The organism is Nitrospira sp. BLG_2, assembly GCF_049222245.1.
On the sequence record NZ_JBLYIG010000441.1, the window covers coordinates 1 to 12,317 of the forward strand.

9 protein-coding genes are annotated in these 12,317 nt (G+C 54.9%); 6 read left to right on the forward strand and 3 right to left on the reverse strand.

Annotated elements, in window-relative coordinates:
* Together metH and ACOSYY_RS12060 are read left to right on the forward strand one after the other, a co-directional pair.
* Nucleotides 1-2,497 (forward strand): methionine synthase (gene metH / locus ACOSYY_RS12055; RefSeq protein WP_421662638.1); only part of this gene is annotated, 2,497 nt, incomplete at its 5' end.
* Between the two features lie 92 nt (nucleotides 2,498-2,589).
* Complete coding sequence (locus tag ACOSYY_RS12060; protein ID WP_421662639.1) at nucleotides 2,590-3,981, forward strand: sigma-54-dependent transcriptional regulator; 1,392 nt, start codon at nucleotides 2,590-2,592, stop codon at nucleotides 3,979-3,981.
* Between the two features lie 38 nt (nucleotides 3,982-4,019).
* Here the strand turns inward: ACOSYY_RS12060 and ACOSYY_RS12065 are convergent, their stop codons facing one another.
* The 3 genes from ACOSYY_RS12065 to ACOSYY_RS12075 form a co-directional block, all read right to left on the reverse strand.
* Nucleotides 4,020-5,822, reverse strand: coding sequence for a HAMP domain-containing sensor histidine kinase (locus ACOSYY_RS12065; protein ID WP_421662640.1), 1,803 nt, complete (start codon nucleotides 5,820-5,822; stop codon nucleotides 4,020-4,022).
* Between the two features lie 29 nt (nucleotides 5,823-5,851).
* A complete protein-coding gene (locus ACOSYY_RS12070) occupies nucleotides 5,852-6,814 on the reverse strand; it encodes an ABC transporter substrate-binding protein (protein ID WP_421662641.1) in 963 nt (320 codons plus the stop codon).
* A 152-nt stretch (nucleotides 6,815-6,966) separates the two neighbouring features.
* A complete protein-coding gene (locus tag ACOSYY_RS12075) occupies nucleotides 6,967-8,985 on the reverse strand; it encodes a TonB-dependent receptor plug domain-containing protein (protein ID WP_421662642.1) in 2,019 nt (672 codons plus the stop codon).
* Nucleotides 8,986-9,645: 660 nt separating this feature from the next.
* Here ACOSYY_RS12075 and ACOSYY_RS12080 point away from each other — a divergent pair.
* The 4 genes from ACOSYY_RS12080 to ACOSYY_RS12095 form a co-directional block, all read left to right on the forward strand.
* Nucleotides 9,646-10,335 (forward strand): response regulator transcription factor, encoded by a 690-nt coding sequence (locus ACOSYY_RS12080; protein ID WP_421662643.1) that lies wholly within the window; start codon nucleotides 9,646-9,648, stop codon nucleotides 10,333-10,335.
* A 39-nt stretch (nucleotides 10,336-10,374) separates the two neighbouring features.
* A complete protein-coding gene (locus tag ACOSYY_RS12085; protein WP_421662645.1) occupies nucleotides 10,375-11,046 on the forward strand; it encodes a response regulator in 672 nt (223 codons plus the stop codon).
* Nucleotides 11,047-11,308: 262 nt separating this feature from the next.
* On the forward strand, nucleotides 11,309-11,785 hold the full coding sequence (locus ACOSYY_RS12090; RefSeq protein ID WP_421662647.1) for a hypothetical protein: 477 nt from the start codon (nucleotides 11,309-11,311) through the stop codon (nucleotides 11,783-11,785).
* Between the two features lie 118 nt (nucleotides 11,786-11,903).
* The coding region (locus tag ACOSYY_RS12095) for a cupredoxin domain-containing protein (RefSeq protein ID WP_421662649.1) at nucleotides 11,904-12,317 on the forward strand (414 nt) is incomplete at its 3' end.

A 12,317-nucleotide genomic window follows, 5' to 3' on the forward strand; every position in this document is an offset into this window, starting at 1 on the left:
GATCATCGATATCAACATGGATGAGGGCATGCTGGACTCCAAGGCTGCGATGGAGAAGTTTCTTCGTCTCGTTGCGTCGGAGCCGGATATCTGCAAAGTGCCCATCATGGTCGACAGTTCCAAGTGGGAGGTGTTGGAGACCGGCTTGAGAAATATCCAAGGTAAAGCCGTCGTCAACAGCATCAGCTTGAAGGAAGGCGAGCAGAAATTCATCGACCAGGCAACGCTCATTCGACGCTATGGGGCGGCGGTTGTCGTCATGGCCTTCGATGAGAAAGGGCAGGCCGACACGCTGGAACGGAAGAAGGAGATCTGCGCGCGCTCCTACAAAATTCTCACGGAGCAAGTCGGTTTTCCTCCGCAAGACATCATCTTCGATCCAAACATTTTGACTGTCGCAACAGGCATCGAAGAGCACAACGATTACGCTGTCAATTTCATCGAGGCGGCGCGCTGGATCAAGCGGAACTTGCCGGGAGCGAAGGTCAGCGGAGGCATCAGCAATATTTCTTTTTCGTTCCGAGGGAACAACGTGGTGCGAGAAGCCATGCACGCCGCCTTCCTGTATCACGCCATCAAAGCCGGTCTCGACATGGGCATTGTCAATGCCGGTCAATTGGCGGTTTATGAAGAGATTCCCAAAGACTTGCTTGAACTTGTAGAGGATGTGTTGCTCAACCGACGGCCGGACGCCACCGAGCGTCTGGTGAATTTTGCCGAAACGGTGAAGGCGAAAGGGAAAGCAGTTTCGAAGGACGATGAGTGGCGTCATGGGGCGGTTGAGGAACGGTTATCCCATGCGCTCATCAAGGGCATCACGGACTATATCGATCAAGATACGGAGGAGGCGCGTCGGAAGTATCCCAAGCCTTTGGACGTGATCGAGGGGCCGTTGATGGACGGCATGAATGTCGTCGGCGACCTGTTCGGCTCAGGCAAGATGTTCCTGCCTCAGGTCGTCAAGAGTGCCCGCGTGATGAAGAAAGCTGTAGCCTATCTCATGCCATTTATGGAGGAAGAGAAGAAGCGGTCCGGCAATTTCCAGGCACAGGGGAAGATTTTGCTTGCGACCGTGAAGGGTGATGTCCATGACATCGGGAAAAACATCGTCGGTGTCGTGCTCGGCTGCAACAACTATGAAGTCATCGATCTTGGCGTGATGGTGCCCTGTGAAAAGATTCTCGCCGCTGCTCGAGAAAACAAACCCGACATCATTGGCTTGAGCGGGCTCATCACTCCTTCGCTTGACGAAATGGTTCATGTGGCCAAGGAAATGACACGCGAGGGTTTCGATCTGCCGCTGTTAATCGGGGGTGCCACGACCAGCAAGGCCCATACGGCGGTCAAGATCGCGCCTTCCTATGAGCCGGGCGTTGTCCATGTGTTGGACGCCTCACGGGCGGTGGGCGTCGTGGGAAGTTTGATCAGCCAAACGCAGAGGCAAAACTTCGTCAAACACGTGAGGGATGACTACGAGAAAGTCAGACAATCGCATCATGAGCGGGGCGCCAAGTCGCTTCTTTCGATCACCCAAGCGCGCGCCAATCGGCTTATGTCCGACTGGGTCGCGGCTGATATTCCCACACCGGTTGCTTCGGGGGTTCGAACGATTGAGGACCAATCGTTGGTCGAGTTGATTCCTTTCATCGATTGGTCGCCATTTTTTCACACGTGGGAACTGAAGGGGCGCTATCCGACGATCTTTGATGACTCAACCGTTGGACCCAAAGCCAAGGAGCTGTACGATGATGCGCGACGCCTCCTGGATGAGATCATCCAGAAACGACAGCTTAAAGCCAAGGGGGTTTACGGATTCTTTGCTGCCGCGTCGGTCGGTGACGACATCGAATTGTACGCGGATGCATCGCGGAAGATCACGGCTACGACGATCCATCATCTCCGTCAGCAATCGGAGAAACCAACGGGTCAGCCCAATCTTTCGCTGGCCGATTATGTCGCGCCAAAGGGGTCAGGTCGTCAGGATTACATCGGAGCGTTCGCCGTCACAGCCGGTGTCGGGTTGGATGAATTGTGCAAGCGGTTTGATAAAGACCATGACGACTATAATTCGATCATGGCCAAGGCCCTCGCCGACAGGTTGGCTGAGGCCTTCGCCGAATGTCTCCATAAACGGGTCAGGGAAGAATGGGGATACGGCAAACATGAGCAATTGACGAATGATGATTTGATCCGCGAGCGATATCGTGGGATCCGTCCGGCGCCGGGGTATCCGGCTTGTCCGGACCACACGGAGAAACAGTTGCTGTTTGATCTCCTGCAAGTGGAGAAGAACGCCGGTATCACGCTCACCGACAGCTTTGCCATGTTGCCGGCTGCGTCGGTCAGCGGGCTCTATTTCGCCCATCCGGGCGCCAAGTACTTTGCCGTCGGCAAAATCGGCAAGGACCAAGTTGAAGACTACGCTCGCCGCAAGGGGATGGATCTTCGGACGATTGAACGCTGGCTCTCGCCGAATCTGAATTACGAGCCCGAATAATATTTGGCGCAAGACCGGTAGCCGTCGCACTTTCTCTTCAGCCCCATCTTCAACTACAATAGCCATCACGAATCTTTCCTTAAGGAAGTCCGATGCAGACACGTATCCTGATTGTCGACGATGACCAAGATATTCTGAGCGCGCTCAAGAAGCGGTTGACCTGGATGGGGCATGAGGTGCTCACGGCCGAGGATGGTGAACAGGCGCTGAAAGTCGCGGCAGAGGAGCAACCCGATTTGATGCTGCTCGACATCGAATTACCGGGACTCAGCGGACTCGATATCCTGAAGCAGCTTGCCGAAAAACGTTCCAGCATTCCGCCGCCGTCTGTCCCTGAAGTGATCGTCATCACGGCGTTCGGGACGATCGATCGGGCTGTGGAAGCCATACGGCTCGGGGCGTGCGACTTCTTGACGAAGCCCTTTGAGCCCGATCACCTCTCCATTGTGATCGAGAAGGCCATGGCCCAGATGGCTCTCACCCGCCAGATCGGTCTCCTGCAAGCGGAAGTGGCCGGAAGGTATGAGCATGTGGTCGCGCAGAGCCCACGCATGGTCGAGTTACTTGAGACGGCGCGGCGGGCGGCCGGCTCTTCCGCCACGGTATTGTTATTGGGAGAAACAGGAACGGGCAAAGAAGTGATTGCACGCGCGCTGCATCGATGGAGCCCCCGTGCTTCGAAACCGTTTGTCGTCGTGAACTGCGCGGCTTTGCCCGAGAGTTTATTGGAAAACGAGTTATTCGGACACGAGAAGGGAGCCTACACCGGAGCCGTGAGGCGTGAACCCGGCAAGATCGAATCCGCAGAAGGTGGCACCGTCTTTCTCGACGAGATCGGCGACATGCCGGCAGGACTTCAGACGCGCCTGCTCCGATTGCTGCAGGATCAGGAGTTTTACCGTGTCGGCGGCGCTCAGTCCATTCGCACCAATGTGCGTTTTGTGGCGGCGACGAACAAGGATCTGAAAGAGGCTATTCAGGAGGGACGGTTCCGTCAGGATTTGTTTTATCGCCTGAACGTCATTTCACTCATGTTGCCCCCCTTGCGGAAACGACCGGAGGATGTGCCTGCGTTGGTGGATCATTTCGTCCGCCGACATGGAATGGCCATGGGTTACCGAAACTTCACGGTGAGCCCAGACGCCCTGGAGTTCATTCGCGGATATCACTGGCCCGGAAACGTGCGGGAGTTAGAAAACGTTCTGGTCCGAGCCATCGCACTGTGCCCAGGTGACTATATTGAACCGGAACACCTCGGGATCACGGCTCAACGAAGGCTGCCGGTGGAAGCGGACTTTGCGGAAGACGATGGTCTGAACTACCATGCGGTGATGGAGCACTACAGCCGGAAAGTTATTGAAGAAGGTTTGCGCCGAGCGGGTTGGAATCAAACCAAGGCGGCGGAACTTCTCGGGCTGCAACGAACGTATTTGACGAGACTCATCAGACAGAGAGGTGTCTCTGTCAAACCTCCGTCCATGTAACTGCACAGCGTGCTAGAGCGGCCAAGCTCCTTGCCTTGTCAGACGATTTGATGGTGTGATGGGCTTGCAACAGTGGTCTTTGTCAAGGCCGGTCGTGCGGTGCTGGCCGAGTGAAGGGTAAACGAAAAACAACTGCCTCGGTTGGGTTCTGTCTCCACCCACAGTCGTCCATGATGTAGTTCGACCAGCAACTTGGCGATTGCCAGCCCAAGCCCTGCTCCCTTGGTCTGCTTGTGTGTGGTCGGCGCGCGATAGAACGGCTGGAAAATCTTGTCCGCATCTTCCGGCGAGATGCCGGGTCCGACATCACGCACGGAGATCCGGATTTCATCGACGGATATTTTCATGACGGTGAGGTCGACGATCGCGTCCACCGGTGTGAATTTTACCGCATTATGGAGGAGATTGAGGAGGATCTGTCGCAATTTGTCGGAATCGGCGCGGACAAGCGGCAATTCGGATGGGAGCGAGATCACGATGCGCACGCGTCGTTCGGAGCTGAATGGGTGAAGGTCTTCGACGGCTTTTGCGATCACATTTTCGAGCGTCACCGGTCCCAATCGTATAGTGGCTTGTCCTCTCTCGATTTGGGAGAGATCCAGCAGATCATCGATCAAGATCCGAAGGCGTGAGAGATTGGCTTCCACACGTGTAAGCGATCGCCGCTGATCGTCGGTGAGGGCTCCATCTATCCCATCCCGCAAATTGGCCAGGTGGACTTTCATCGAAGTTAAAGGCGTGCGCAGCTCGTGGGAGGCCGTGGAGACAAAGATCGACTTGCGCCGGTCGAGTTCCCGCAGTTTGGCATTAGCCGCGGCAAGCTCCTGAGTACGAGCGTCCACACGGTCTTCCAGCGTATGGGCCAGCTCACGCAACTCGTGCTCCCGTGATTGCAGCCTCGAAGCCATGGTATTGAAAACTTGTGTCAGGGTCCCGATTTCATCGTGGGTGCACATGGCCACGGTCGGCACGGTCTCTCCGTCGGCGAGTTTGGTCGCTGCTGTGGTGAGCTCTTGTAATGGAATGGTAATTCGGCGAGCCAGCAGGACGACGATACATACTCCCCCCATCAGTGTGCTCAGCGTAATGATGACCGCTTGCCACAACAACCGGCGCAGGACGTGCTGAAGGGTAGACGTTGAAAGCCCGACCTGCACAAGCGAGGGAGCCATAGGCTGAAGAGCGGTGAGGCCGTCATGGGTATCGAAATGCTCGTCAAGCGTAAGTTGCAGGGCAGGGTCCCACACAGTCGCGTGAGCCTGACGCGGTACTTGGACCAGCAAGTCGTAAAATATTGGGAGCTCGGACCCCCCCATGAGGCTGAACAATTCTCCCAGCGTAAATTCGATGGTCGATCGAAGAACCGGTCCGTCGTCGGCAAGCCAAATCCCACTGACGAGCGCCTCATTCGTATCGGCGTCGAGCCGGCCATGGTGGACCAATTGCGTTACCGGAAATTGTTTCCGCCCGAGCGGTTGACCGGAAAATTGCAGTTGCCACGCCCCCTTTCCAAAACCGGCTTGAAGATCGCCGCGCGAAGACACAACCGCCACATACGCAACTGGTTTGGCTGCGAGAATCTCCTGGATGAGTTGATCTAATTTTTGGGTATCGCCGGCAACGATGCTGAATCGACCCATCCCCGCCAGGTATTGCGCGAGCAACGTTCCGCTTTGCACCAGGCCTCCGGCAGCCGATCGGACTTGTTGTTGAATGAACAACCAGCCTAATAGGAGACAGGCGACAATCAGGATGACGGCGGTGCTGAGGATGAGCTTCGTTCTGAGCGTGATCGAATTCGAACGGTGTGACGGAGCCGGTACAACTATTGCCGTGTCCATATCGATTCTTGGCGACAAGTCATGCCTCTTTAGGGAATCAAATCGGCGTGGTCCGGTTGCCGGGCTAGCGTTCCTGGACCTCCATACAGGTGACCGGCCAAACGTATCAGCTCGGGAGGCAGCGAGAGGCCCAAGTATTCTGCGGAGTTCATGTTCAACGCCAATTGAGGGCGTTCGGGCGTCTGGAGCAAACCAGTTGAGGCGTGTTGTCCGCTAAGACGAGCGAGCGCAAGATGTGCGGCCTGCTGTCCGACGGTCCAAGGATCCATGACGAGCGCGCCCAGCGCCCCTTGCTGAACCAGTGTCGACGAGAAGGTGAACAACGGCACTTTGGCTTCCAACGTCGATTCCAAGAAAAACGAGATGGCTGATTCCGATACCACGGTCTGGTCTTGTATCAACCAGAGCGCATCGATCTTCGGCAGTAACGCTCGGACCGCGTTGGGAATCTCATCTGGGCGCTGGACTGCAACCGCGAGGAGGTCCAAGCCTTGTTGTTTGGCAACACGATGTGCCTGGCGAATAAAGCCACCGCTTTGCTCTTCATCATAGAGGACTCCGACGCGATTGCGATTGGGCACGACGGATCGAAGCGCCGCGAGTTGCGTTTCTGCCGTCGGTCGGACGGCGATTCCGGTCATGTTCGGGAGAGGAAGCCCATGTGTTTCCGGGTTGAGCACCATGCAGAACACCACGGGTGTGTCGACAATCTCCAGCTTGGCGGCCATGGCCGCCTTGAGCCCCACGGCGAAGATGAGGTCGGGAGGAGAAGCTCGTAAAGACTTGGCAATTTGCCGTCCTTCTGCCAGTTGACCGTTGAGGTTATATTCCTTGATCGATGTGATCGCAGGGATTCCCGTCTTAAACCCGACAACGGCTTGCTCATAGTATGGAAGTCCGGCCGATTTGAGGACGGCAATCTCAGCGGCGCCAGCCAAGCCGGATAGACTGGTGAATAAGAAGAGCAAGAGAATCACAATGATGAGCAGCATAGACGTCTTTCTTTGACGACGACCAAACTTATGGCACCCGATTTTCTCTAACATCGCCCATTTTCTCAAGTGCCCGGCAATCTGTACCTGCGCTCCGCCAGATAATTAACGTAATTTAAGCAACTCTTGGGCCACACAAGGTGACAAGTGGATCAAAGCTTCACCGTTAACCAACCCATCACTCGGCTGCCGATGAGGTCACCCAAGGGATGCTCGCGATGTGTGTCGTTGAGCGCGTTGAACACGGATACTGCTACCTCCGCCTCACGGCGATAACCGGTAGGCGCGGCCTCCTGCCAGAACCGATAGGCACCGCGAAGATTCAGGAGATGGTAATTCCCGACATACGGATCAGGCGGGACCACGCCAAAGGCGGAAAACATTGAAAAGGCTGAAGAAAGTGGGTACGTGGCGGCGCCTACCCAGTGGTAAGCGATCTCACCACTAAGCCCGTTTTCCCATTGGGCTCGCAGGCCGGCATTGTACTTGAACCGGGGCCCTGCTCGCTGGGAAGTTCCCGTGAGAGTCTGGCTGATCTCCTGGTAGGCAAAGTTGCCGAACCCGTTCAGCCACTTTGTCGCGAGAAATTCGATTCCTGCCTCGCCCCCATAAATGTCCGCCGTCCCACCGGCCTGGATGATACCGGAGGTTCCAGAGGTGATCAGGTTGGAGAGGTGATTATAAAACAGCGCAGCACGAGTCCTAAGCCGGTGTTGGAAATACCATCCTTGATACTCCACCTCATAGGAGACGATCTTTTCAGGGTTGAGGCTTCCATTGCCTCGTGGGTTGAGCGGAGGTTGCGGAGGAATAGGGGCAGGGAGACTGATGATCGCCAGAGAGTCTTGGTAGGTCTCAAACAGGGTCGGGGGGCGGTACCCGACAGCCACCGTGGTCCGGAAGGTGTGCTCCGGGGTTGGGGTAAACAGGAGCGAGCCACGCGGGCTGATCGTCGGATTGATGAAGCTGTCGAGATCATAGCGCAAGCCTCCGACCGCCTGGAACATTTGCGTCGGTTTCCATTCACCCTGCACATACAGCCCCAGCCGATCCTCGGTCCGAAATCCATCAATAAAGTTCATTGACAGGGTATTGAGCCGGTAGTTGATCCCGGCGGTGAGACGTGTTGAGGCTCCCAATTCGATTCCCTGCTGAGTTTCAATATTATAGGTGTGGCCTCTCAGCCTCAGATCTGAATGGAAGTTTCGATCAGTGAAGCGGAGGAACGAGGCGAAAAGGGGATTGGGAATGATAGGGCCGTCGATATCGTAGCCGTTCCAAAATGCTCGAATGAAAAAGTTAGGTCGCTCATAGCCCGCCTGGGCGTAGCCGAGACTTGGCGCGCCGGTTTGCACAGCTGCATCAACAACATTGCCATCGAAGTCGTTCACATCAACCAGACCACCTGAGAGCGAGATCTTTGATTCACTTCCCAAGGCATATTCCGTCTGGACGTTGAACTTGTTGTCGCGAAACGCCAGCGCACTCCCGTTGCGCCACTGCTGGTTCTGGTCGTGGCCATATGAGACACGGAAGCCTAATTTCTTAAAGTTGTGGGCATAAATGGCGGCGCTACTGATCGTGCCATAGGCACCCCCACCAAACTGCGCAGTGATACCCTTCATCTCATCCGGTGACTTGGTGACGATGTTGATGATGCCGTCAAAGGCATTGAATCCGTAGAGGACGGAGGCGGGACCCTTCTGGACCTCGATGCGTTTGATCTCCGGCAAGGTGACAGGAATCGCTTTCCAGAACACGCTCCCCTGTACATCAACATAGATGGAGCGGCCATCGACCATGACTAAGAGCTTGTTGCTGTCCAGTTGGTTGTTCCCGCGCGTGCTCACGTTAAAGTCCGCCCCTGTGACCTGCATGACTTCCAAGCCGGGAATGCGGCGAAGCACTGTGGGCAGATCCGGAGCGCCGGACTGACGCATGTCCTCATCGGTGATGACGTACACGTTGGACGGTGCCTGAGAAATCGGTTGCTCACGGCGGCTCGCGACACTGATGGTTTCTTCTTTCAAGTACAGCGTTTCTTCTTGAAACTTTTGTTCTGTTTCGGAGGATGCTTGGAGAGGAATGAGAGGTATCTCAGCCCAGCCGGGGAGCGAACCAGCCAGCCAACAAGCGGTGATGAAGAGGGGCGTCCTCCAGTTTCTGCTCATGCAAAGCATCTGCTTCGACTTGTACCTGGTGCGCGCGTCCGTCTTCCCATTCAAACATTGGCATGATTGGAACAGTAGACTGCCTGATTATGGATCCTGGCCCTGAGAATGTAGCCTAAGCCGAACATTGGCCTCAACATTTAGGAAGGAAGACTATTCGCTATGGGAAGCGATCTTGTAATTCGCATTGCACGCGTCCGCTGTGCCTGCTGCCTCAAGATTTCAATTCAAGATTGATCGGTCATAAGCAAGGCCGGTGAATGTGCCGTACAGGTAGTAAGGGTACAAACCAAATAGTTAACGAAGGAAATTTGCCGGTCCTCGCCTTCAGGTGCATCGAATTTGATGCAGAATCCATTTGGATACATCGCCATGGAATTCTTTCTATTCATCCACTGTGGTTTCACTGGAATCCTGCATCTTCTGGTAATGCCTCACTATCGAGTGGCGAGCGGCTCTGTTCAGGACCCGTAAGAAGACCTATCAGCAGTGGAATGCTATTTGCTCTACGAGGTCGAGCCATGAATGAGCCTGCCAAACGGAGACACAATCAGCCGATGCCGCTCGCAACATCACTTGTCGAGTATGTCTCAGTAGGCATGGGTCATCAGACCTCGAGCAGTGTCCGCACTCGGTCGTCCGTCTTGGTCAGGAGATCTCATGTCAGACCTCAATAGAATGAGTCCGTCGATTACCCTGGCGATTCTCAGCAGTCAGCATCTCGCGTGGCGCGGATTGCAGAAAGTGTTGGAGAGCCGGGAGACTGTCCGGATCGTCGTGCAACTGCATCTGTGGAAGCCATCCGCCGTGCCACTTGCAGAAAAACAACCGGATGTATTCATCCTCGATATGGAGAGCCAACAAGACGCCGTCGGCATGATTAAACAAATTAGGGCGTCGGCTCCGAAAAGCAAGATCGTGTTGCTGAGCGGGTTCGAGGACAGCGACCTCACGCGCGAGGCTTTTGAATATGGCGTCGACGGTATCATCCTGAAGGTCCAACCTGCTGCAGCCATACTGGCTGCGATCGAGACGCTGTACTTGCCCACTACCAACCACGTCCCTGTCAAACGTCATGATGGAGTGGACGTGGATCTGTGGGCGACTTTTCGGCGACATGTCGATCACCACATGCAGCCGCCTGCGTGGCCCGAGGGACTGACAGAACGTAAACGGGAGATTATCAGATTGGTCGGCCAGGGACTCTCGAACAAAGACATCGCCGACCGGCTGTGTATTTCAGACAGTACGGTCCGCTATCATTTGACGAGCATTTTCGACCGGATCGGTGTGCCCAATCGAAAAAAGCTCCTGATCCACACCCATCACTTCCGCTCCTCTCCGGCTTAACTCCAAGCTAAGCGGTCTTTTCCGAATGGACACGTATTGATGGAGCAATCGATTCAAAGACGAGAACGAGTCCGTGTGGTCCTGATCGACGATTCGAGTTTCGTTCTTGAAGGGCTACAGGTGGCCTTGTCGAAGAGTAGTGGTATCCTGGTCGCCGGCACAGCACGCACTGAAGATGAAGCCGTTGTCCTTCTGAAGACGTGTCAGCCGGATGTGGCCGTTTTGGATGTACGAGTGGGTCGAGCGAGCGGCATCAATTTATGCGGAGTCATCCGTGAATCGTATCCACGAACGTCCGTCCTCTTCTTCACCGCTAATGACGACAAACACACTCTGCGGTCTGCCATTCTTGCCGGAGCACAAGGGTACTTGCTGAAGGGGGCGTCTCAAGAAGCCATCGTGAGGAGTATCGAAATCGTCGCAGCCGGTAAGGCCATCATGGATCGTCGATTGACGCAACAGCTCCTTGCGTGGGTTCGGGATGGAAGACAGATTGCACAACAGGATGAGATGGAAGATTGCTCAAGAGCCGATCTGCAACTCCTTTCACTCATTGCGGCCGGGAAAAGCAACAAAGAGATTGCTCAGGAGCTCAATGTCACTCCGAGTGCTGTTACGGCCCGCCTCCGTGCGGTTTACAAGCGGTTGAATATCTCAAGGAGATCGGAAGCGGTGAGGTACTTTGTGCAGTGGGAAAAGGGAATGAGATGAATCGAATTAGATGCGAATCTATTTGGATACATTGTCTATACAGGCCGGTACCTACAAGGGCTGGAGTAATACTTAATAACTACGTAGTGTCATTGAAACATTTTCCCATCACGTGTTACGCATGCATCGACAATGGGAACGCTGCTCATGGTTTATGAGTAAGCCTGGAATGAAACTGGCATAGCTCTGCGCCCGTCAACCGCATGAGTGACGAGGGTGGGTCGCTGCCATTTCTAATAACTTTAAGCAACAGGATTGATGAATGTCATTTGCGCTGATCCATAGTGTGATGTGGGTGTTGGCCATCGTTCTTGTGACGGTGAACGGAGGATGCGGATCGTCTGTCTCCGATGAAGCGGCAAAGCCGTTGCCGGTGTCGCCAGTAGGCACCAATTACGGCGCCAAAGCGAATACTTCTTATTCGTTGCCGGCGGGCGATACGACTATGGTTGAGAAGAAGCTCGAGGGAAACGTGAACGGGACTGCGTCCGTGAATCTACCTGGAGACCATGCGTCCGCGTCGATTTCCTCCATTCCGCCTTCCGTTGCTAAGGATATGCAGTCTCCCGAGCCTCGCGACCGCTATCGGGCGCTGGATTACTGGGAAGCCCAGGACAGTAATGCACCCCTGGATCCGGTGTTCGAAGCGATTGAGGACGACGATCCAGCGGTGCGGGCCAAGGCTACAGCGATCGTTGATCGATACTGGGCGGCGGAGGAGGAGCAGGAGAACCAATAGAAATTCCAAGAGTTCGGAAAAGGGAGAATCGAAGCGTATAGGAGGATCACGGGTGTAGTGGTTGCCCGTGAGTTATCGAAGAGAGACCACATTCATTCATGTTATCAAAGGAGGCTTCATGAGAGTGCATCGTGTATTACCTCTGGTAGCAGGGCTGCTGCTGACAGTGAATCAGCTGAGCTATGCGCTGCCCGCGAAGTTTACCGTTAACGATACACCTGGCCATTGGTTTGATACCGGTGTCGATGTCGGCGGCACCCGCTCGCTTGCCGTTATTAGCAAGGGGGAAACAGTTTCTTTCTACCAGAAAGGCGGCGATCCGGTTAATGGCAAGTCTCGTGATGTGGAAAGCTTTCACACTGTGACCAACTTGGTTTGGCCGTCTGCTGCCGGAGAAAATCCGGTGCTTGACCAACTCAAAGCGAATTCGGAAAACTTTGTGAATGTGAAACTCGATACGCCAGGGCTGTATGTCTTTGTGTGCAAACTCCATCCCTATATGCTCGGCGCGGTCGTCGTAGACGATCCCGCG